We start from the raw sequence: 21,318 nt of genomic DNA, 5'->3' as shown, positions 1-21,318 counted from the left end.
GGCAACGGGAGGCAACACCATGGTTGATGCGCCAAGCGGCCGATCGCTCGTCGTCGACGCGGTCACCCACCGCTATCCGAGCGGCGCGCTTGCGGTCGAGAACATCAATCTCGACATCAAGGGCGGCGAGATCATCGCCCTGCTCGGCCCGTCCGGCTGCGGCAAGACGACTCTCTTGCGCATCATCGCCGGCTTCATCGCGCAGACGCAGGGGCGGATCATCATCGGCGACGACATCGTCGATACGCTGCCGCCGAACAGGCGCGCGGTCGGCATCGTGTTCCAGAACTACGCGCTGTTTCCACATCTCAGCATCAGCGAGAACGTCGCCTACGGCCTCGCCGCCCGCGGCATCGACAAGGCGATGCGCCAGCGCGAGGCGCAGCGCCTGCTGGAGCTCGTGCAGCTCCCGACCATGGCCGAGCGGCTGCCGCGGCAGCTCTCCGGCGGCCAGCAACAGCGCGTTGCGCTCGCCCGCGCGCTCGCGATCAAGCCGTCGATCCTGCTGCTCGACGAGCCCTTCGCCGCGCTCGACAAGAATTTGCGGCTGGACATGCAGATCGAGGTCAAGCGGCTGCAGCGCGTCTCCGGCATCACCACGCTGATCGTGACGCACGACCAGGAAGAAGCCCTCTCGATGGCCGATCGCGTCGCCGTGCTGAGCCATGGCAAGCTCGAGCAGTTCGGCTCGCCGTCCGACGTCTACGATCGGCCGCAGACGCTGTTCGTCAACACCTTCGTCGGCTCCACCAACCGCATGCCCGGTGTCGTGGTCTCGGCGAATCGTACGGCGGCGAAGGTGCGGCTCGATGCCGGCGCGGAGATCATCGCAAGGCCGGCCGGCGGTACGCTCAGCGAAGGCGGCCGCGTCACGGTCTGCATCCGCCCCGAGCATCTGCAATTCGTCGGCGACGAGACCGGCTTTGCCGGCGTCGTCGGCATGTCGCTGCCGCTGGGCGCAACCGTCGTGCACGAGGTCACCACCGCCGACGGCTCCGGCGTCAAGGTTGCGCAGGCGCGCATCGGCGAGACGCGTGCGCTGGAGAACGGCGCCGCGGTGCGCCTTGCTCCGCTTGGCCCGTCGCTCGCCAACGCCTTTCCCGCAACGCTTTAGATCCAGTTCTTGTCCAGAGGGGAGTTCGACATGATCATGAACCGCAGAAGCCTGCTGACCACGGCGCTCACACTCGGGGCCATGAAGGCATTTCCAGGCCTGAGCTTTGCCCAGGCCCGCCCGCTGGTGTTTGCCACCTTCACCGGAAGCTGGGAGGAAGCGCACAAGGCCGTGCTGGTGCCGGCGTTCCGCAAAGCCAACGCGGACGCCGCGATGGTGCTCGATCCCATGCTCTCGGTCGACCAGATCGCGAAGGTCAATGCCGCCAAGGCCAATCCGCCGATCGACGTCATGCTGCACGATCCCGGCCCCGCCCTCGTCGCCATCGGCCAGGACCTGGTCGAGCCCTATCCGGTCGAGAAGAGCGCGTACTACAAGGATCTGATCACTGAAGCGCAGGAGCCGATGGGTCCTGCCCCGTTCTTCCAGGTCGTCGGCCTCACCTACAATCCGGAAGCCGTCAAGACGCCGCCGACCTCCTGGGCCGATCTCTGGAAACCGGAGTTCAAGGGCCGCGTCGGCATCACCAATCTCAACTCGACGCTCGGCACCGGCTGGCTGGTCGAGATCGCCAAGATGCGCGGCGGCTCCGAGGCCAATGTCGATCCCGGCTTCAAGGCGCTGGAGGAGCTGAAGCCCAATCTCGCCGCCGTCGCCGCCAATCCCGGCGCGCTCGCGACCCTGTTCCAGCAGGGCCAGATCGACATCTCGCCGGGCAATTTCAACGCCATCCAGATCCTGAAAGCGCGCGGCGTGCCGGTCGAGTTCGTGGCACCGAAGGAAGGCGCCATCGCGTTCAAGACCACGATCCACATCGTCAAGAACTCGCCGAACCGCGAGCTCGCCTTCAAGCTGATCGAAGCGGCGCTGACGCCGGAGGTGCAGACCACCCTGATGAACCCGCCCTATCTGATCGTGCCGACCAATTCCAAGGTGACGATGGGCGGCGAGATCGCGCGCGTGCTGGCCAAGGACACCGCCGAGCTGAAGCAGAAATTCGTGTTCCAGGACTGGAAGAAGATCAACGAGCAGCGCTCGGCCTGGATCGAGCGCTTCAACCGCGAGATCAAGATCTAAGCTATGGGCGCAGCACCGGCATCACGGGACGTCACGTCCTACGGAATGGGATTGGCGGCGCCGCTGGCGCTGTTCTTCCTGGTCTTCTTCGTCGCGCCCCTGCTGCAACTGTTCTGGCTCTCGCTGCACAACGACACGGCCGGGCTCCATTGGGGGCTCGGCCAGTACCTGCACTTCCTCACCGATCCGTTCAGCCTGGGCGTGCTCGGCTCGACCCTGCTGCTGGGCGCCGAGGTGACCGCCGTCTGCCTCGTGCTCGGCTTTCCCATCGCCTGGCTGTACCAGCGGGTCGGGCCGAAGCTCCAGACCATCATCATCCTGATCGTGCTGCTGCCGCTTTTGACCAGCGTCGTGGTCCGCACCTTCGCCTGGATCGTCATCCTCGGACGCCAGGGCATCATCAATGCCACACTGCAATCCCTCGGCATCATCGATACGCCGCTGAAACTGCTCTACACCCAGTTCGGCGTCGTGATCGCGCTGGCGCAGGTGCAGATGCCCTTGATGACGCTGCCGCTGATCACCGCGCTCGGCCGCATCGATCCCAACCTCGACGATGCCTCCTGCTCGCTTGGCGCCGGAAGCTGGCGTACCTTCTTCCGGATCGTGCTGCCGCTGTCGCTGCCCGGCGTCATCGCCGGCTGCACCCTGACCTATGCCGCGGCGATCACTGCCTTCATCACCCAGTCGCTGATCGGCGGCGGGCAGATGCTGTTCATGCCGATGTATCTCTACCAGCAGGCCTCGACGCTGCAGAACTGGCCGTTCGCGGCCGCGATCTCGATCATCTTCCTGCTCGCCGTGCTCGCGGTCGTCTCGGTCTTCACCACGCTCGGCCGCCTGTCGCGCGGCTATGGAGGCGCATGATGAGCGGCCGCAGGCGCACCCTGGAAGCCCTGAGCTTCGAGCTCGTGATGACCATCATCGCGGTGCTTGCTCTGGCCATCATCATCGCGCCCTCGCTCGTGGTGCTCATTGTCTCCTTCACCAGCGGCTTCTCGCTGCGCTTCCCGCCGCCCGGCTATTCGCTGCGCTGGTACGCCGAGCTGTGGAATGCGTGGCAGCTGCACTTTGCCGCCAAGAACAGCCTGATCGTGGCGCTGTGGGCGACCGGCCTATCCGTCGCCCTCGGCGTCGCCGCCGCGCTCGCGATCTCCAGGTCGCAGGCCTTGTCGGCGCGGCTGCTCGATTCCCTCTTCATGTCGCCGCTGGTGCTGCCCGCGCTCGCCTTCGGCCTCGCCGCCCTGATGCTGTTCTCGCTGGTCGGCCTGCCGGTGTCGCCGCTGACGCTGGTGATCGGCCACACCGTGGTCTGCGTGCCCTATGTCGTGCGCAACACGGTCGCAGCGCTCGCCCAGCTCGAGCCGACCCTGCTCGAAAGCTCGGCGGTGCTGGGCGCGAGCCGCCTCTACACGTTCCGCCGCATCGTGCTGCCGCTGATCCGGCCCGGGATCATCGCGGGCGCCTTCATCGCCTTCATGTCCTCCTTCGACAACGTGCCGGTCTCGCTGTTCCTGCGCGATGCCGCGACCGACATGCTGCCGATCCGAATGTGGCAGGATCTCGAAGGCAAGCTGGATGTCACCATCGCGGCGCTGTCGGGCGTACTGATCATTGCCACCGTCGCGCTGGTCGCGGTCATGGAGCGCGTCACCGGCCTGTCGCGACGGCTGACCAACTAAGGCGAGAGGATGAGCCTCGCCCAGCTCCGCAATGAAGGTGCGTTCCCTCCCCCTTGTGGGGGAGGTTAGGGAGAGGGGTGGCTCAGCAAAAGGTGCCGATTGGTGCATCGCGTGTGGGTGAGCAACCAAAAGAGTCCCCGTGTGGCACCCCCCTGCCTGCCCTTCCTCCACAAGGGGGGAGGGAACGGAGAGACACCGCCCAGCAGCCAAACTCCGTTCGACTTGAGACCATCACGCTTCAGGCGCCGCGGAACAGCGAATAGCCCCAGCGCGTGAATTTCAGCGGCAGATGAAAATGCTCGTCAACGTTCTTGATGCGGAAGCGGAACGGCGTCACGGTCAGGAAGCCGTCGCGCTCGCCAAAGAACTCCCCGAGATGAAACAGCACCTCATACTCGCCTGCCGTCACGCCCGCGCCTTGCGCGACGGAATGATCGAGCACGCCATTGGCGCCGAGCCGCCCGTCGGCGATACGCTGGGAATCCGGATCGATCCGCCAGATCTCGACGCGAAGGCCCTGCGCGGGCCGTCCGCTCGCCACATCGACCGCGTGAATGGAAATGCCGCCTGCCACAATGTTCCTCCCATGAGCGCAGCGCCATGGTAGACGGAAACACCACCGTTCGGCCAGCGCCCGCATTGCTGCCGGCCTTGTTGCCTGCTTTGGGGGCGATGACCACGCTTCAGGCCCTCGTCGCGCTCGCCTTGTTCGCGCCCGGCGTGGTCGCGCCCCGCGCCCATATCGAGGTCTGGCAGCTCTCGATGTTCTCCTGCGCGGTGTTCGCGGTCGGCATTCCCGCCTCGTTCTGGGGCGGCGGCTTCATTGCGCGCGTCGGCTCGCTGCGGATCGCGAGCCTGTGCGCGGCGACCATCGTCGTCGGCATGGCGCTGGCCTCGCTCGGATCGAGCGCCGCCCTGCTTGCGGCGGGCCTCTGCCTCGGCCTTGCCATGGGCCCGGAGACGCCGGCGAGCGCGGCGCTGCTGGCGCGGCTCGTCACCGCCGAGCGGCGCGCCTTCGTGTTCTCGGTACGCCAGACCGGCAACCAGATCGGCGCGGTCTGCGGCTCGCTGGCCCTGCCCGCGATCGCCATCGCGTTCGGGCCGGCCTGGTGCTATGCGGCCGTGGGCCTCTGCGCGCTGCTCGCGATCGCGCTGTTCGAATGGTTGCGGCCGGCCTACGCCGGCAAGCTCGCCCCGACCCCAAAGCTCGATCTCCGTGCGCGGCTGGCACTGATGACGGCGAACCGGCGCATCGCGATGCTGGCGCTGGCCTCGATGCCGTTCAGCGCGATGCAGATCTCGCTCAACACGGTATTCGTCACGCTCGGCACGCGCGAGCTCGGCCTCAGCCATATCGAGGCCGGCATGGCGCTCGCCTGCGCTCAAGCCGGCGGCCTGGTCGGCCGGCTCGGCTGGGGCTATGTCGCCATGCGCCTCGATGCCTCGCGCGCCGTGCTCATCGTCATCGGCCTCGGCATGGCCTTCTGCGCCGCGCTGCTGGGCCTCGATGGCGCCTCCCTCGGCCGCAACGGGCAATTCGTCGTGGCCGCATTGTTCGGCCTGACGGCATCGGGCTGGAACGGCGTTTTCATCGCCGAGATCGCGCGCCTGGCGCCACAGGACCGGATCGGCGAGACCACCGGCGCGGTGCTGACCGCATCCTATGCCGGGCTGCTGGCGGCGCCGGTCGTGGTGTCGATCCTTGACGGCGTGGCCGGGCTTGGCGCGGCGTTCTTCGCCTTGGCCTGCCTGGCTCTCTGCGGCACAGTGGCTCTGATCTGGGGAGGCCATGACAAAGCCGACAAATAGCGCGCGCGAGATTGCTGCCGACGTCATCGCGGGGCGGACGACCGCTGTCGAGACCGCCAGGGCCGCCCTCGCCCGTATCGAAGCCGCGAAGGCCTTGAACGCAGTCGTCGCTGTCGACCCCGGACGCACGCTCGCCGATGCCGCCGCGGTCGATGTTCGCCTGCGTGTCGGCGAGACCATGCCGCTCGCCGGAGTGCCCGTCATCATCAAGGACAACATCTGGGTCGGCGGCTGGCGTGTGACGCAGGGCTCGCGCCTGTTTGCCGATTTCATCGCGCCGCGCGATGCCGTCGCGGTCGAGCGCCTGCGCAACGCCGGTGCCGTCATCGTCGGCATCGGCGCGACGTCCGAGTTCGCCAGCAAGGGCGTCACCACCTCGCAGCTGTTCGGGCCGACGCGGCATCCGCTCGATCCCGCCTTGACGCCAGGCGGCTCATCAGGCGGCCCGGCCGCGGCCGTCGCCGCCGGTCTCGTGCCGCTCGCGATCGGCACCGATGCGGGCGGCTCCAGCCGCAGGCCGCCGGCCCATGTCGGCGTGGCCGGCTTCAAGCCGTCCTATGGCGCGATCCCCTACGGGCCCGGCTTCGCCGAACCGTTCTTCGGCCTCTCCGTCATCGCACCGATCGCCGCCGATGTCGCCGATATCGCATTGGCGTTCGAGACCATGGCCGGCATCGATCCGCGCGACCCGGATGCGGCCGGCATCGCGCAAGCGGCCGAGGACATCGTCGGCCTCCGTATCGCCTTCTCGCCGCGGCTCGGGCTCGACGCCGCCGTCGATGATGTCGTCGCCAACGGGCTCGTTTCCGCCATCGCACGTCTCTCCGCCGCGGGCCTCGGCATCACGCAGCGCGATCCCGTCTGGCCGGCCGGTGCGAGGGAAGAGGCCATCATGCCGCTCCAGCATGCCGGCCTCGCCGCGCTCTATGGCGATACCTTCCGCAAAGATCCGGCGATCTTCGATCCTGACATCGCGAGGCAGATCGAACGAGGGCTGTCGTGGTCGGGCAGCGACGTTGCGGGCGCGCTGATCGCGAGCGCCGCGATCGCCAATGCCTTCGCGGCCTTCTTCACCGAGGTCGATCTGCTGCTGGCGCCGACCGTCCCCTGCGTCGCCTGGCCGTTCACGCAAGCGGGACCCGAGACGATCGGCGGCCGCGCCGCGAGCCCGCGCGCGCATGCCGTGTTCACACCGTTCGTCAATCATGCCCGTCTGCCGGCGATCTCGCTTCCGTGCGGGGCCGACGCAAACGGGCTTCCGTTCGGCCTCCAGATCATCGCCCGGCGCGGCCAGGACCGCACGCTGCTGCGCGCCGCGCGGCAGATCGAGGCGCAGTTGCGGGCGTAGCTTTGGGCAATGCGACGGTTTCGGAATAATCGCAATATACCCCTGTTTTGCCCGAAGGGTCAAATTCCGGCGATGTCTGCGTAAGTCGTTGATTAAATTATCACCGGCTACTGTGCATGGGGTTGTTTTCGCACTTCTTGTTTCTCGGGCTTCAATCTAGCCGGCGAACGAGAAACGCAACCGCCGCCAGCCGATGACAATTCCGGTGATCGAGAACACCAGTCCGAGCGCACACAGGCCGACGATCAGGACATCGCGCAGGCGCGGGTGCGCGATGAGGATTGGAAAATCGAGCGTGTGGAGCGCGCCGTAGGCCCAGCGATAGGCCCGTCGCGACGCATCCAGCCTTTGCAGCACACGGCCGTCGGCCGCGTCGATGTCGAACCAGGCATCGCCGCAGCGGGAGCGGTAGACGGAAGCACCGGGGACGATGGACTGTGCGGGATAATCGTCATTACCCCCGAGGACAGAGGGCGCGGCGCAGCCCGTCGCAAGCTTCGTCATCATGCTCGCGATCGCTTGCGCACCGAGGCCTTCCGACTCTCGACCGTCCGGCCGCACCACGACCTGCTTATCGAGATCAATCCGCTCACGTCGGTGGACGGTTCCGTCAAACGCAAACCATTCCACTTCACGGGCAGGGAGCGATAGCGGCTTGCGATCCGGCGATGGAGCCGCCGTCCAGTCCGGCGAAGCATCGATCACGCCGGCTTCGGCCGACGTCAGCTGCCCGCGCGAGAACAGCCGGCCGTGATCCATGGAAAGCCATCCGCTGAAGATCCAGGTCAGCACGAAAACCGTCGCCACGAGACCGATGACGTGATGCAGGGCGTGCCAGCCGCGATATGGCGAGGCGAGCCGGCGTCCCCGCGTCTTCACGCGCAGGATCCCGAGCACCGCACCCAGCAGGGCTGCGATCAGCGCCAGCAGCGACAGCGTCCAGACCACGCCGTCCCACAGCGCCCAATTGCTCCTGAGGACCGTCGGATAGATCCAGTGCAAGACGCTGCCGGCGAGATTCCAGCCACGCTCGCGTCGCGTCGTATCCAGCACGACCTCGCCGGTGCGCGACGAGACGTAGACCTCCGTGCCGGCCGCATCGCCGAGGTCGACGCGAAGCAAGGGCCGGTGCCGGTCAAAGCCGTTCGGGACGCTCCATTGGTCGTGGTCCGCGTATGCAACGACAGTTGCTCGCGTTGCATCGAGCCCACGTTGACGCGCGTGAGCCAATACGATGGCGAGCGCGACCTCGGGTGACCGCACCGAGCCATCCTGCGCATCGGTCGCACGAAGCGCGCGCAGGTGCGAGGGTCCCGACACGATGTAGACCGGCCCGTCGCTGCGTTGAATCAGCCGTAGGCGCGTAGCGTCCGTGATTCCGCTCGCGGCGACCGCATCGGCAACGCTGATGCGCACCTCGCCGCGGTCGACCAGCGAAAGCCCGGCCATCCGTTCGGCTTCCGTCAGCGACGGAAACGGAACGAAGTGCATCACGATCCCGCTCGCGAACCACATCGCGAACAGCAGGCAGAACGCGATTCCGAGCCAGCGATGCAGGAGGACGATCGCGCCCATGCGTTCAGCGCCTACCATTTGAGCGCGGCCGAGAGCTCGTAGGTGCGCGGGGCGCCCAAGAGGATCTGGTCGGGATAGAACGGATCGCCCCAGATCGCGTAGCGCTTGTCGGTGAAGTTGCGCACCCGGAAGGTCAGGCGGGCCTGGTCGACGCCATTGAAGACCGTCTTCGGGATATCGACGAAGGCATAGACGTCGCCCACCGTGTAGGCGTTCATCGTCACCGTGTTGGCATCGGTGTTGTAGCGGTCGCCGACGTGCCGGCCGACGATGCCGAGCTCCACCGGCCACGGCGTGAAGAACCGGTACGACGCACCGGCATTGGCGACGATGCGCGGCACGTTCGGCGGCGTGTTGCCCGAGAACGACCCGCCGGCGAAATTGTAGTCGGCATAGCGGGCATCGACATAGGCGATGTTGCCCCACAGCCGCAGCGGCTCGATTGGCCGTACCGAGGCAGCAAGCTCGACGCCCTTGGACTCCTGCCGTCCGGCGATGTTGAGCGTTTGCCCGCCGGCCGCCGCATAGACGTTCTTGCGCTGGATATCATAGGCCGAGAACGACCACTCCGCCCGGTTGTCCCAGAACAGATGCTTGACGCCGGTCTCGTAGATGCGCGACGTCGTCAGGTCCAGAGGCTGGGTCGGTGACAGCAGGAAGATGTTGTTGGCGGACACGTCGGCGCCGGTCGCGTACTGGCTGAAGAAGGTCAGGCCAGGCACGGCCTCCCAGGTGTAGCCGATGCGTCCCGTGACCGGCGCCCAGTCGTTGGTGAACGGGAAGCCCGCGTTCACCAGCCCGTTGACGTCGGTCGAGTTGCGGTCGAGGCCGATATGCTCGACGCGCAGGCCGCCGACCAGCGCGAAAGTCCGCGTCAGCTTCAGCCGGTCCTCGAACGACAGCGCCTCGTTGTCGATGCGCGCGGTCTGCTGCTTGGTCGTGAGCGTGCCGTAGAAGCCTCGGTCTGGATTGACCAGCGACACGGAGTCGCCCGGGAAATTCGCGGCACCCGGCCGAACGAAATCGAGGTAGCTCGACGACAGCGTCGTGACCAGCCGGTTGTCGAAGCCGGCGATGTCAGTATCCCAGATCAGGTCGGTGATGTTGCCGACCAGCCGCTGGCTGTGCGCGACATAGAAGCGTTCGCGATCGACCAGGTTCGTACCGGAGTTGAATGCCTCGACCTCGTTGTTGAACCAGCTGCGCTCCGCGCCATAACCATAGGCCTGGCTCTTCAAGGTAAGGTCCGGCGCGAGCTTCAGTTCAAAACCGCCGCGCAACCAGACTTCCTGCGCCACGTTGCGGTTGTCGAGGACGTTGTAATTGGTGTTGAAGGTGCGGTCGTCGATGGTGACCGCACCGAGATTGGCTTTATTGTAGTTCGAGACGTAATTGCCCGAGACTATCCCCGCCGTCGCATGTGGGCCGCTGAAGGCGACCGGCACCAGCGGCGCGCCCCAATAGGCCTTTCCGCGGTCCTCGCGATATTCGATCGCGCCCCAAACCTTCAGACTGTCGGAGACGCGGTAGTTGAGCTGGCCGGAGACATCGAACGTCCTGGTATAGGTGTCGTCGACAAAACCGTTGAGCGAGGACCGGCTGATGTCGAAGCGGTAATCGAGGCCTTGAACGTTGGTGCTGCCGCCGGAGCCGTAATGGGCGCGGAACGAGTTCAGGGAGTCGTACGAGAAGTCCGCCTCGTTGCGGACGGCTCCGGTGTGCGGCTGCTTGGTGACGAGGTTGATCGCGCCGCCGGCGGCGCCCTCGCCCGAGATCAGCGAAGCCGGGCCTTTCAGGAATTCCACGGCCTCCAGATTGGCCGTGTCCATGATCCGCGAGGTCATGTTCTGCGGGCCGATCTTGATGCCGTTGTAAAGCGTATTGATCTGGCTGTTGGTGAAGCCGCGCATCGAGAAGCCCGCCGGCTCCGCCGGCGCATCGCCGGAGGTCACGCCGACCGCGCCCTGCGCCACCTCGGACACGGTGCGATAGCCTTGCTCGCGCATGGTCTTGGCCGAGATGACCTCGACGGTCGCGGGTATTTCGCGCACGGTCAGCCCAAGGCGTGAGGCGCTTTCGGCGACCGCATTGGTGTTGAGCGGCGTCTGCGCCCCCCCAGCCGGCACAACGGGCTTTGGTGCTGCGGATACGGCAGGTCTGCGCGGCGCCGCGCGGTGCGTGCTCTGAGGCTCCCGGGCAGCCGGCTTGGCCGGCTTGCGGGATTGGGCGGGCGACACCTCGACGGGCGGCAGCGGTTCGCTTGCCTGTTGCGCGAGCGCAGCAGGCACATCGAGAACGGCAACGGATGTGAGCGCGGCGGAGGCGAGCAGGACGCTGCGCCGTCGTACGATACGAATGGAAGACACGGGTCTAGACCTCGGTATGACGTCAGTGGCACGTCACAGCGAACGAGGTCTCACCCCGGGCCTGTCAGCCCTCCGATGAAGCCGAATGTCTGTACTCCCCGACCGACATCTTCGCGTGTGACCACGGCTGACGGCAGGTCTCCTGGCTCGCGGGTCACGACCGCTTCGTCGCCTTCCCGGGACCGAGGACCCAGTGGCTTCTGACGAAGGATTATCCACTCACAGTTGCGGGGGCAGCCACGGCATTGGGGACAACGTCCCCGCACCGCATTCCCTTTTCATCCCCTTGCGGGGAAACCGTCGCGAGCATCTAGGATTACGATCAGGACGGAGTCAATGTGCAAGCTGCGGCGATAGTGCCACAGCCACCAACTTCCGCGGAGATTTGCATGGAAGGCGCAACCTTCCTCTGGCTGATCCGACATGCGCCCGTCGACGGCGTTAAGGGGACGATCCATGCCGCCAATGCACCGGCGGACCTGGACGACCGCGCGCAGCTGGAGGCGCTGCGGTTGCGCCTGCCGCAGGATGCTGCGAGCTATGCGAGCCCTGCGCGGCGCACGATCGAGACGGCGCGGGCGCTGGGGCTCGAACCTATTCTGGTGGACGAATTCGGCGAGCAGGATTTCGGTGACTGGACCGGCCGGCGACATGACGAGCTCGCAGCGGGCGGCGACGATGCCTACGTACAATTCTGGAGCGATCCGGCGCACCTGAGACCACCGGGCGGCGAGAGCTTTGAGGATCAGGTCGCGCGTGTCCGGCTGGGACTGTCGCGGATCGGAGCCGGATCAGCAACGCTCGTCGTGCATTCCGGCACGATCCGCGCCGCGCTGTGCACCGCGCTCGATCTCCTACCGGAGGCGGCGTTACGCTTCGTCATCGACCCGCTGTCGCTGACCCGGATCGACCGGCTCGCGAGCGGCTGGCGGGTGGTCTCGGTCAATCAGCGGGTCAGCTAGGCCTGTCAGGCACATTGGCCTCCGCAAAGGTCGCCATGTCATTGTGGAGCGCGCAGGCCGACCTCACCAGCGGCAGCGCGATGGCGGCGCCCGATCCCTCGCCGAGCCTGAGATCGAGGCTGATCAGCGGCTGCACGTTCAGCGCGCGCAGCACCAGCCGATGTCCCTGCTCCGCCGATTGATGCGAAGGCAGCAGGAATGGCTGACACGACGGGTTGAGCCGCACGGCCGCCAGCGCCGCGACCGATACGATGAAGCCGTCGATCAGCACAGGGATGCGGCGCTGCGCGGCCGCAATGATGGCGCCCGCGATCGCCGCGATCTCGAGTCCGCCGACAGCACACAGGATCTTTTCGGCCGAGGCGCCCGCAACGCCATGACGCGCAATCGCGGCATCGATCACGCGCGCCTTGTGCGCACGGCCCGCCGCATCGACGCCGGTGCCGCTGCCCGCGATCTCCTCGGCGCTGACGCCGAGCAGGCTCGCGGCGATCGCCGCTGATGTCGTGGTGTTGCCGATGCCCATCTCGCCGAAGAGCAGGAGATCAGGCTGGCTGGCCTCGGCACGCGCGACCGCGCGCTGGCCGGCTTCGAAGGCGAAGACCAGCTCTGCTGGCGTGAGCGCAGCCTCGACACTGAAATCACGGGTGCCACTGCGCGGCTTGTCGGTGACGATGCCAGGCATCGCCCCCTCCGTCAGCGTGCCGGCGTCAACGACTTCCAGGTTTGAGCCGAGCTCGCGCGCCAGCACCGAGATCGCTGCGCCGCCTGAGGCAAAATTCGCCATCATCGCGATGGTGACCGCCTGCGGATAGGCCGACACCCCCTGCGCGACGATGCCGTGATCGCCGGCGAAGATGATGATGGGTACGCACGCGGCACGCGGTTGCTCGGTCGCTTGGAGGCCGGCAAGCTCGATCGCAAGCTGCTCGAGCCGGCCGAGCGCGCCGGTCGGTTTTGTCAGTTGCGCCTGACGTGCGATCGCCGCATCGCGATGGGTCGCGGAGACATCGGGACATTTCTGGGTGACCCAGCCGGGGAGCATGCTGCCTCGCTTACGGCCTGCGCTTGAGAATGTAGCTGTCCATGATCCAGCCGTGGCGCTCGCGCGCCTCCTGCCGGAGCGCGACGATGCGCGGGCCCGCGTCAGTGAGCGCGCCGGACATGATGATCTGGTCGGGCATGCCGAGATAAGCGCCCCACCAGATATGGAGCCCTTCCGGATCGAGCGACTGGAATGCCGTGCCGCCGTCGAGCATCACCACCACCGTGTCGACGCCCTGCGGCCAGCCGCCCTCTCGCAAGCGACGGCCTGTCGTGACCAGAAACGGTTCGCCGATGTCGTTGAGCGGCAGCGCGTGCGCCGCGCACAGCGCCTGGATCGAGGTGATGCCGGGCACGACTTGGAGTGCAGGCAAGGGATCGAGCCGGCGCGCAATCCGCAGCGAGGAATCGTAAAGCGAAGGATCGCCCCAGATCAGCAGTGCGACCTTGCCGTCGCCGCCCAGATGGTTCGCGATTGTCTGCGACCATGCGGCGGCGACCGCATCATGCCAATCGTCCACGCCCTTGCGGTAATCGGCCTCCGTCGCGTCGCGCACCGGCAGGTCGAACTCGGCGATGCGCGTCGTGTTGCTGGTAAGCACGTCAGTGCAGATCGTCCGCCTGAGATCGGCGAGATCGGATTTCGCGCTTCCCTTGCGCGGGATCAGGACCAGATCGGCCGCGTTGATGGCGCAGATCGCGGCGCGCGTGAGCTGCTCGGGATCGCCGCAACCGATGCCTATCAGGGAGAGCGTGAGCATCGGGCGTACAGGGGGGCCATGACGGCCGCCCCTTGTCTCTTAAGCCGCGTTGTGCAGGCGCGGGGTGACGAGGCCCGGCGCCGTAACACCGCGCAGCCACTTCGCCAGCGCCAGCACGGCGAGATCGGCCAGCGGCTCGATCACGATGACGAGCGCGTAGGAGGCCGCGAAGGCCGCGATGTTGGCGAGGTTGCTCATGGCAAAGCCGGAGCCATAGAGCGCCCAGAACGCCACCCAGGCGATCACGCCGGCTTGGTAGGTGGTCGAGAGCGCCAGCGCCTGGCGATACCTGAGGTCGACATAGGCGGTGTTGCGGGAAATGAGCCGCGCGGCAATCGCCTGGATCGCGAACAGCGGCACCAGCAGCGTGGTGACGTTCATGCCGTATTGCGGCAGGTCGGCCGGCTCGAAGAGCACGCCTTGAAGCAGCAGGCCCAATGCGAGGCCGAAGGCTGCGGGCGCGGCGCCGAACAGCAGGAACAGGGTCGAACCGAGGATGAAGTGCACCTCGGAGACGCCGACGGGGAAGTGCGGCAGGATCTCGAAGAAGGTGAAGACGAGGCCCGTGGTGGCGAGCGTCCGCGCCGCGAATGACGTGATCCCCTGCTCGCGTACGGTCTCAGCGGCGAGCTTCAGGGCAACGCCGCCTGCGGCGATGCCGGTTGCGTAACTCAACACGAGCTTGGCGCCCGTCACGACGCCCGGTTCGATATGCATGGCTCAGTTCCTTCCTGCCGTCACACCCGACGGCCTTGGCCTCAAAACATGCACGGCCGGTCTCCTGGCTCGCGGTTCACTGGGGTTCTCCGGCCTTCCCGAACCTTGCGGTCCAGTGGCTGATCGGAGCCCCTCACCGCTTACAGTCGCGGGGGCGGCTGGGGTTTTGGGCGCCGCAACTGGGTCCGCCCATCCCCATTCCCGATTATGCTCCGGCGCTTTGCGCCGCGTCGAGCACCATGCCCCTCTTGTGTGCCTCTTTCGCATCGCAGGCGTCAAGGGGCGAACGGCGGCAGTGGCCCTCATGACGGATATTCCCCTGCCAGCGCACCGAACAGGATGACTGCGGCCGTCGAAGCCGCCCCGCCTCGTGCAAGCTGCTCGGCAAGCTCGGCAATCGTGGTGCGGACCAGCCGTTCCTCGGGTCGCCCGAGGGATTCGGCGAACAGCGCCGGGGTATCAGCGGCGAGGCCGTGGGCGATCAATTTTGCGGTAAGCGCCGGAAACGTGCGCCGGCCCATATAGACGACGGTGGTCGCCTCAGGGTCGGCCAGCGCCGCCCAGTTCAGGTTTGGCGGCAGCTCGCCAGTGACATCGGCCCCGGTGACGAACTGCACGCGGCGCGAGGTGTGCCGCCGGGTCAGCGGGATTCCCGCCTGCGCCGCGGCGACACAGGCCGAGGTGACCCCGGGAACGATCTCATAGCCGATGCCGGCTTCGCGCAGCGTCTCGATCTCCTCTTCGAGCCGGCCGAAAATGCCGGCATCGCCGGACTTCAACCGCACCACGCGCGCGCCGGTTGCCGCATAGTCGACCAGGAGGCGGTTGACATGGTGCTGCTTCGTGGAGGGCCGCCCGGCCCGCTTTCCCACCGCGACGAGATTGGTACCAGGCCGGGCGAGATCGAGGATCGCGCCGGAGGCAAGATCGTCATAGAGCACGACATCGGCCTCGCGCAGCCGCGCGGCGCCCTTCACGGTGAGGAGCTCGGGATCACCGGGGCCGGCGGAGACGAAGGAGACAAAACCGCTCACCGGTCCTCCGCGATCAGATGGAAGAACGTGCCGGTGGCGCGGCCGCGCTGCGAGCCGGTCTCGGCGATGACCGCGCCCGTTGCATCATGCACGACCGCCAGCGGCGTATCGGGCTGGGCAAGGATGGTCGAATAGTGGAACTCGTGGCCGCGCAGGCGCGCGCCCGCCCGATGTCCCGGCATCGGCGTTGCAAGTGTGGCGAGACGATAGCCCAGATGCATGCGGCGCTTGGCAAAGCTGGTCTCCAGGCCAAGCAGACCCGTCATCTCATGACGGATCCCGTCGGCATCTTTGAGGCCTGCGCCCAGCACCATATAGCCTCCGCACTCCCCGTGCACCGGCCGCGTCTCGACGAAGGCGCGCAGGCTGCTGCGAAACCGCGCATTGGCTGCGATCTTTCCTGCGTGAAGCTCGGGATAGCCGCCCGGTAGCCAGCAGACGTCGGCGCTCGCGTCGGGCACCTCATCAGCGAGCGGCGAGAATGTCGAGATCTCGGCGCCCGCCGCGCGCCAGGCCTCCAGCATATGCGGATAGACGAAGGAGAACGCCGCATCACGGGCGAGCGCGATGCGTTGCCCGGGCGGCCTCACATTCCACCCATTCGCCGTAGGTCGCGGCGACCAGCTGGCAGCGAAGCACAGCACCGCATCAAGATCGACATGCGCGGCGACGAAGCGCGCGGCCTCGTCGATCAGCTTGCCGATGTCGGCCTGCTCCTCCGCCTGCACGAGGCCGAGATGTCGTTTCGGCAGGCTGACCTCGGCGTGACGCGGCAGCGCGCCGAACACGGCGATGCCGATGTCCGCAAGCGCGCGCCGCACCAGGTCTTCGTGGCGCGGGCTGGCGACGCGATTGAGCACCACACCGGCAAGTCGCACGCCGGGCCGATAGTCGCGCAAGCCGGCAGCGATCGCCGCCGCCGTCTGCGCCTGCCCGGAGGGATCGATCACAAGGACCACCGGCCAGCCCAGCATCTCCGCGATGTCGGCCGAAGCACCGGTGCCGGAAACACCGCGCGCTGCAACGCCATCGAACAGGCCCATCGAGCCTTCGGCGAGAACAATGTCGGCATCCGTGCCGCGGCTGACGAGATGGTCGATGGTCGCGCGGTCCATCGCCCAGCTATCGACGTTGACGGAGGCGCGGCCCGTGGCGGCAGCGTGGAAAGCGGGATCGATATAGTCCGGCCCGCTCTTGAAGCACTGCACCTCGAGGCCACGATTGCGCCAGGCGCGCGCGAGCGCCAGCGTCAGCGTGGTCTTGCCGACGCCGGAGGCCGGAGCCGAGATGACGAGCGCAGCCGGCATCAGGAGACCTCCGGAAAGCGCGGTTCGGCACCGACAGGCCGATAGCGGCGATCGTAATCGGCGGCATAGAGGCGGCTGTCGTCGAAATCCGCCGCACCCAGCGTCCTGCCGACAAAGATCAGCGCGGAGCGCTCCATCTCGCCACCCACGGCAGAATCGAGTGTCGCCAACGTCGCACGGACGATGCGCTGCTCCGGCCAGCTCGCGCGCCACACGATCGCGACCGGGCAATCCGCGCCGTAATACGGCGTGAGCTCGGCGACGACGTGGTCGAGCAGATGGATCGAGAGATGAATCGCAAGCACTGCACCGGTCGCAGCGAAGGCGGCAAGCTTCTCGCCCTCGGGCATCGCGCTGGCGCGGCCAGGTGTGCGCGTCAGTACTACGGTCTGGGCAAGACCGGGCAGCGTCAGCTCGGCTTCCAGCGCCGCCGCAGCGGCAGAAAAGGACGGCACTCCAGGCGTCACAGTGAAGGGAATGCCGAGCGCGCGCAGGCGGCGGAGTTGCTCGCCCATCGCCGACCAGATCGAGAGATCGCCGGAATGCAGGCGCGCGACATCCTTCCCTTCGGCGTGCGCGGCTGCGATCTCGGTGATGATCTCATCGAGCGACTGCGGCGCGGTATTTACGATGCGCGCACCGGGCGGGCAATGCGCCAGGACGCCTTCGGGCACCAGCGAGCCGGCATAGAGACAGACCGGACAGGCCGCAATCAGGTCGCGGCCGCGCAAGGTGAGAAGATCGGCAGCGCCCGGCCCGGCACCGATGAAATGCACGGTCATGGACCGTCTCCTTGCGCGATTGCGGCGGTGGCCGTGCGATCCTGCGAGACCACGCGCGTTGCAATCAGTCGCGCGCGCGGGCCGCCAGCCGCGAGCGCCGCTGCTTCGGCAACCGATCCCGTCCCGAACTTCTCTGCGATGAGCTTCGATTGCGTGAGCGTGTCGATGCCTGCCAGCGTCTCGGCCGGAACGGCCCTGATCGGCACACCGCACTCACGTGCGAGCTGCTTCAGCGCCTCTGCGTCGGCCTTGTCGCTGACAGTTGCCATCGCCGTAAGCCCTTCGGGGCCGCCGGCGGCCAGCAGCGCCTCGCGGAGCGAAGTCAGTGTGACATCCTTTCTGAATCCGAGCCCGGCGACCTTCATCGGACGACACTCCACTGCACGACCGGGCGCGCCGCTTCCCAGGAGCGATAGCGGCCAAGCGGCGCGGCATGTGCGATCTCGGCCCGCATCAGTTCGCCGCCATGGCGCTGATGCAATTCGCTGAGCAGCGCCTCCGTCTCCAGCGTCACGGAATGTGCGACCAGCCGCGCCCCCGACACGAGCCGCGACCAGATGGCGCCGAACATCGCGTTATCGAGTCCGCCACCGATGAAGACGGCGTCCGGCACGTCAAGCGCCGCGAGCGCTTCGGGCGCGGTCTCCGTAACGACGGTGATCCGGTGCGTCAGCCCGAACGCAGCCGCATTCTTGCGGATATTCGCGGCGCGATCCTCTCGACCCTCGACTGCGATCGCCGTTCCACCGCATAGCGCCCATTCAACCGAAATAGAGCCCGAGCCGGCGCCGATGTCCCACAGCCGCTCGCCGCGACGCGGCGCCAGCGCCGAGAGTGCCAGCGCGCGCACCGGACGCTTGGTGATCTGGCCGTCATGGACGAAGAGATCGTCTGATAGTCCGGTGCTGCGGGGCATGCCTTGTGTGCCCTTCGCCTCGATGGCTACTGTAACCAGGTTTTCAGCAAGATCACCGGCAAAACTGTCCGCGCGATATTCCCTGATGCTTTCGCGCGGCCCGCCTAGCGCAGCGAGTATCCAGAAGGCCGAGGCCCCCCATCCGCGCTCGCTCAACCATTTTGCGAAATCACCTGCCGCTTTCCCATCGCGCACGAGGCAGATGATGCGCGCGCCTCGCGCAAGGTGCGGCACGAGGCGCTCGAACGGCGCGGCGTGAAGCCCGAGGCAGACCGTGGATTCGAGACGCCAGCCCAGGCGCGCCGCGGCGAGCGAGAACGTCGATGGCGCGGAGTGCGCGATCCACTCGCGGGCCTGCAGCTTCTCGGCAAGGCTCGTGCCGGCGCCATGCCAGAACGGATCGCCGGAGGCCAGCACCACCGTCGGCCTGCCGCGGCAGCTCAGCACGACATCCGCATCGAACGGCACCGGCCACGAACGGCCGCGGCCACCCACGTCCGCCAGCGCGAGATGGCGCTCACCACCGAACACGGTTTCAGCCCTCGCAAGCGCCTTTCGACTTGCGTCCGACAGCCCGGCAAGGCCATCTTCGCCGATACCGACGATGGTCAGCCAGGGATCAGCCAAGGAATTAGCCATGACGCGCGCCCTCATTCTGGGCGGAACGGCCGATGCGAGCCTGCTCGCTGCGGAGATCGCGCGTGCAGATATTGACGCCGTGTATTCGTACGGCGGCCGCACCCGCGCGCCCGCCGACCAGCCACTGCCGACCCGCATCGGCGGTTTTGGCGGTGTGAGCGGGCTCGCCGACTACATCCGCAGTGAAGGCATCACGCATGTGATCGACGCAACGCATCCCTTCGCTGCCGAGATGAGCCGCAATGCCGTTGCAGCGTGCGCCGAAACCGGCACCCCGCTGATTGCGCTGGAGCGGACGCCCTGGACGCGGGCGACCGGCGACAACTGGATCGAGGTGCGCGATGTCGGCGCCGCGGTCGCCGCGCTGCCCGAGACGCCCGCGCACGTCTTTCTTGCCATTGGCCGCCAGCATATCGCTCCATTCGCGACCAGACCGCAGCACGTCTACACGCTGCGGTTCGTCGATCCGCACGAAACGTCGCTGCCCTTCGCGGCAGACGTGATCGTGTCGCGCGGGCCGTTCACGCTCGACGCCGAGATCGAGATGATGCGCACGCGCGGGATCGCCTGGATCGTCGCCCGCAATTCCGGCGGCGACGGCGCGCGCGCCAAGATCGACGCAGCGCGTGTGATTGGCCTTCCCGTGGTCATGATCTCGCGACCAAACCTGCCCGAGCGTCCTCGGGTCGAGAGCGTCGCCGACGTGATGCAGTGGCTCGGTCATCGCACCCGCCTCGGCGCATAGACCCAGCGGCCGACGCGGCGCGTCTGCGAATTGCCGACGATCACCAGCGTCCGCATGTCGGCCATCTCGGGGCGCGCCTCGTTCAGCGAGACGATCTCGATTGTCTCGTCGGCGGCGCTGACCGCGCGCGCGAAGATCACGAGGCGCTCGCCGCAACCGGACTCTTTCAACACCGCGAGCGCGCGGCCAAAGCCCTCCGGCCGGCTTGCCGAACGGGGGTTGTACATCGCAATCGCAAAATCGGCTTCCGCCGCGAGCTGCAGCCGTTTCTCGATCACCGCCCAGGGCTTGAGATTGTCGGAGAGGTTGATCGCGCAGAAGTCGTGACCGAGCGGCGCACCGGCGCGCGCGGCTGCCGCGAGCATCGCGGTGATGCCGGGCATCACGCAGATCGGCAGCCCCTGATATTGCGGCGCCTGTTCGAGCGCTTCGAACACGGCGGACGCCATCGCGAAGACGCCGGGGTCGCCTGAGGAGACGACGACGACCTGCGCGCCTTCCGCGGCCAGGCGCAACGCTTCGCTGGCGCGTTGCAGCTCTTCGCGATTGTCCGAGGGATGCAGGTTAAGCCCCGGTCGCTGCGGCACGCGCGAGACGTAAGGTGCATAGCCTAAGATGTCCGTCGCGGAGGCGAGCGCGGCCGAGACCTCGGGCGTCACCAGCGCATCGCTGCCGGGGCCGAGACCCGCGATGGTCAGCGTGCCCGTCATTCGGCCGCGTCCAGATGGCGGCCCTTGCCGTGTACCAGCACGATCGCGAAATAGGGACAGTCGGCCGCATCGATCTCGGCAAGCCTTGCCACCCGCTCACCCGGCATGGTGCCGCGCTCGACCAGCCAGGCGTCATTCAGCCGGCCAGCGGACGCAAGCGCGCGGCGCACTTTCGCGAGATTGCGGCCGGTCTTCATGACGACCAGCGCATCGGTATCGCGCATGCGGCGTTCGAGTTCGTCTTCGGGAAGCGTTCCCATCAGCACCGTCGTCACGTCGTCACCGAGCGCGATCGGCTGGCCGACGCCGTTCCAGCAGCCGACCATGCCCGGAATGCCGGCAATCACCTCGATCTCGACACGCCCCTGCAAGCGCAGGTGGAGATGCATGAAGGAGCCGTAGAAATAGGGATCGCCCTCGCAGAGCACGACGACATCGACCGCACGCGAAAGCCGCGCCAAGCGCTCCGCCCATTCATCGTAAAAGCCGGCGAGCAGCTGGATATAGTCCGGGCTGTCGAAAGCGATCTCGGTCGTGACCGGATATTCCATCGGGTATTCGGTGACGTTGCGTGCGAGCATACCCTCGACAATGCGGCGCGCCTGTCCGGGCCGCCCCTTCTTGCGGAAATAGGCGACGTGCTGCGCGGCGCGCACGGTGCGATCGGCGCGCACGCTCATCAGATCGGGATCACCAGGGCCGAGACCGCAGCAGATGATGCGTCCCATCG

At 67.1% G+C, this 21,318-nt stretch carries 21 protein-coding genes and 2 riboswitches; of the genes, 8 read left to right on the top strand and 13 right to left on the bottom strand.

From position 1 onward, the window contains the following. The first annotated feature begins 19 nt into the window (after positions 1 to 19). Genes ACNJYB_RS13740 through ACNJYB_RS13725 form a run of 4 tightly spaced genes read left to right on the top strand, consistent with a single transcriptional unit; the run spans position 20 to position 3,873 of the window. Entirely contained in the window at positions 20 to 1,114 is a 1,095-nt protein-coding gene (locus ACNJYB_RS13740) for an ABC transporter ATP-binding protein (protein WP_439374454.1), read from the top strand. Positions 1,115 to 1,144: 30 nt separating this feature from the next. Then, positions 1,145 to 2,191 carry an ABC transporter substrate-binding protein gene (locus ACNJYB_RS13735; protein ID WP_439374453.1) on the top strand — a complete coding sequence of 349 codons (1,047 nt, stop codon included), beginning with the start codon at positions 1,145 to 1,147 and terminating at the stop codon, positions 2,189 to 2,191. A 3-nt stretch (positions 2,192 to 2,194) separates the two neighbouring features. Then, positions 2,195 to 3,058 carry an ABC transporter permease gene (locus ACNJYB_RS13730; protein WP_439374452.1) on the top strand — a complete coding sequence of 288 codons (864 nt, stop codon included), beginning with the start codon at positions 2,195 to 2,197 and terminating at the stop codon, positions 3,056 to 3,058. Continuing rightward, positions 3,058 to 3,873, top strand: coding sequence for an ABC transporter permease (locus ACNJYB_RS13725; RefSeq protein WP_439374451.1), 816 nt, complete (start codon positions 3,058 to 3,060; stop codon positions 3,871 to 3,873). The genes ACNJYB_RS13730 and ACNJYB_RS13725 overlap by 1 nt, the downstream gene beginning before the upstream one ends. A 238-nt stretch (positions 3,874 to 4,111) precedes the next feature. Here ACNJYB_RS13725 and ACNJYB_RS13720 read toward each other — a convergent pair whose 3' ends face one another. Continuing rightward, complete coding sequence (locus tag ACNJYB_RS13720) at positions 4,112 to 4,447, bottom strand: hydroxyisourate hydrolase (RefSeq protein ID WP_439374450.1); 336 nt, start codon at positions 4,445 to 4,447, stop codon at positions 4,112 to 4,114. Between the two features lie 26 nt (positions 4,448 to 4,473). Between ACNJYB_RS13720 and ACNJYB_RS13715 the strand changes: the two genes are divergently transcribed. Beyond that, positions 4,474 to 5,682: an MFS transporter gene (locus ACNJYB_RS13715; protein WP_439374449.1), complete on the top strand. Its 1,209-nt coding sequence runs from the start codon at positions 4,474 to 4,476 to the stop codon at positions 5,680 to 5,682. Further along, a complete protein-coding gene (locus ACNJYB_RS13710) occupies positions 5,663 to 7,030 on the top strand; it encodes an amidase (protein WP_439374448.1) in 1,368 nt (455 codons plus the stop codon). Before ACNJYB_RS13715 ends, ACNJYB_RS13710 begins: the two co-directional genes overlap by 20 nt. A 156-nt stretch (positions 7,031 to 7,186) precedes the next feature. Here the strand turns inward: ACNJYB_RS13710 and ACNJYB_RS13705 are convergent, their stop codons facing one another. Next, positions 7,187 to 8,605: a PepSY domain-containing protein gene (locus tag ACNJYB_RS13705; RefSeq protein ID WP_439374447.1), complete on the bottom strand. Its 1,419-nt coding sequence runs from the start codon at positions 8,603 to 8,605 to the stop codon at positions 7,187 to 7,189. An 11-nt stretch (positions 8,606 to 8,616) separates the two neighbouring features. Next, positions 8,617 to 10,971, bottom strand: coding sequence for a TonB-dependent receptor domain-containing protein (locus ACNJYB_RS13700; protein ID WP_439374446.1), 2,355 nt, complete (start codon positions 10,969 to 10,971; stop codon positions 8,617 to 8,619). 115 nt (positions 10,972 to 11,086) lie between these two features. Continuing rightward, positions 11,087 to 11,288: riboswitch (cobalamin riboswitch) on the bottom strand. Between the two features lie 72 nt (positions 11,289 to 11,360). Here ACNJYB_RS13700 and ACNJYB_RS13695 point away from each other — a divergent pair. Then, complete coding sequence (locus tag ACNJYB_RS13695) at positions 11,361 to 11,933, top strand: histidine phosphatase family protein (protein ID WP_439374445.1); 573 nt, start codon at positions 11,361 to 11,363, stop codon at positions 11,931 to 11,933. Here the strand turns inward: ACNJYB_RS13695 and cobT are convergent. The 8 genes from cobT to cbiE all read right to left on the bottom strand — a co-directional run bounded on the left by cobT (position 11,926) and on the right by cbiE (position 19,121). Next, complete coding sequence (gene cobT / locus ACNJYB_RS13690) at positions 11,926 to 12,978, bottom strand: nicotinate-nucleotide--dimethylbenzimidazole phosphoribosyltransferase (protein ID WP_439374444.1); 1,053 nt, start codon at positions 12,976 to 12,978, stop codon at positions 11,926 to 11,928. The genes ACNJYB_RS13695 and cobT overlap by 8 nt on opposite strands. A 10-nt stretch (positions 12,979 to 12,988) precedes the next feature. After that, a complete protein-coding gene (gene cobF / locus ACNJYB_RS13685) occupies positions 12,989 to 13,738 on the bottom strand; it encodes a precorrin-6A synthase (deacetylating) (RefSeq protein ID WP_439374443.1) in 750 nt (249 codons plus the stop codon). A 39-nt stretch (positions 13,739 to 13,777) separates the two neighbouring features. After that, a complete protein-coding gene (locus tag ACNJYB_RS13680; RefSeq protein WP_439374442.1) occupies positions 13,778 to 14,455 on the bottom strand; it encodes an energy-coupling factor ABC transporter permease in 678 nt (225 codons plus the stop codon). Between the two features lie 37 nt (positions 14,456 to 14,492). Next, positions 14,493 to 14,712: riboswitch (cobalamin riboswitch) on the bottom strand. Between the two features lie 45 nt (positions 14,713 to 14,757). Next, the gene (gene cobA / locus ACNJYB_RS13675) at positions 14,758 to 15,489 is read right to left on the bottom strand and encodes a uroporphyrinogen-III C-methyltransferase (protein ID WP_439374441.1); all 732 of its coding nucleotides are present in this window, start codon (positions 15,487 to 15,489) and stop codon (positions 14,758 to 14,760) included. Further along, a complete protein-coding gene (locus tag ACNJYB_RS13670) occupies positions 15,486 to 16,796 on the bottom strand; it encodes a cobyrinate a,c-diamide synthase (protein WP_439374440.1) in 1,311 nt (436 codons plus the stop codon). The genes cobA and ACNJYB_RS13670 overlap by 4 nt, the downstream gene beginning before the upstream one ends. Beyond that, positions 16,796 to 17,578, bottom strand: coding sequence for a precorrin-4 C(11)-methyltransferase (gene cobM, locus ACNJYB_RS13665; protein ID WP_439374439.1), 783 nt, complete (start codon positions 17,576 to 17,578; stop codon positions 16,796 to 16,798). The genes ACNJYB_RS13670 and cobM overlap by 1 nt, the downstream gene beginning before the upstream one ends. Then, positions 17,575 to 17,943 carry a cobalamin biosynthesis protein gene (locus tag ACNJYB_RS13660; RefSeq protein WP_439374438.1) on the bottom strand — a complete coding sequence of 123 codons (369 nt, stop codon included), beginning with the start codon at positions 17,941 to 17,943 and terminating at the stop codon, positions 17,575 to 17,577. Before ACNJYB_RS13660 ends, cobM begins: the two co-directional genes overlap by 4 nt. Next, positions 17,940 to 19,121 (bottom strand): precorrin-6y C5,15-methyltransferase (decarboxylating) subunit CbiE, encoded by a 1,182-nt coding sequence (cbiE, locus tag ACNJYB_RS13655; protein WP_439375545.1) that lies wholly within the window; start codon positions 19,119 to 19,121, stop codon positions 17,940 to 17,942. Before cbiE ends, ACNJYB_RS13660 begins: the two co-directional genes overlap by 4 nt. 10 nt (positions 19,122 to 19,131) lie before the next feature. Between cbiE and ACNJYB_RS13650 the strand changes: the two genes are divergently transcribed. Further along, positions 19,132 to 19,878 carry a cobalt-precorrin-6A reductase gene (locus ACNJYB_RS13650; RefSeq protein ID WP_439374437.1) on the top strand — a complete coding sequence of 249 codons (747 nt, stop codon included), beginning with the start codon at positions 19,132 to 19,134 and terminating at the stop codon, positions 19,876 to 19,878. On the opposite strand, the gene cobJ is transcribed toward ACNJYB_RS13650, so the two are convergent. Together cobJ and ACNJYB_RS13640 are read right to left on the bottom strand one after the other, a co-directional pair. Then, entirely contained in the window at positions 19,854 to 20,588 is a 735-nt protein-coding gene (gene cobJ, locus ACNJYB_RS13645; protein ID WP_439374436.1) for a precorrin-3B C(17)-methyltransferase, read from the bottom strand. The two genes, ACNJYB_RS13650 and cobJ, sit on opposite strands and share 25 nt — an antisense overlap. Beyond that, a complete protein-coding gene (locus tag ACNJYB_RS13640) occupies positions 20,585 to 21,316 on the bottom strand; it encodes a precorrin-2 C(20)-methyltransferase (protein WP_439374435.1) in 732 nt (243 codons plus the stop codon). The genes cobJ and ACNJYB_RS13640 overlap by 4 nt, the downstream gene beginning before the upstream one ends. Positions 21,317 to 21,318: the final 2 nt, after the last annotated feature.

The sequence above is a fragment of the Bradyrhizobium sp. SMVTL-02 genome, assembly GCF_051853005.1.
Taxonomy (GTDB): Bacteria; Pseudomonadota; Alphaproteobacteria; order Rhizobiales; family Xanthobacteraceae; genus Bradyrhizobium.
Note: the sequence above shows the minus strand (reverse complement) of the source record. Positions and strands in the feature narration are given on the sequence as shown.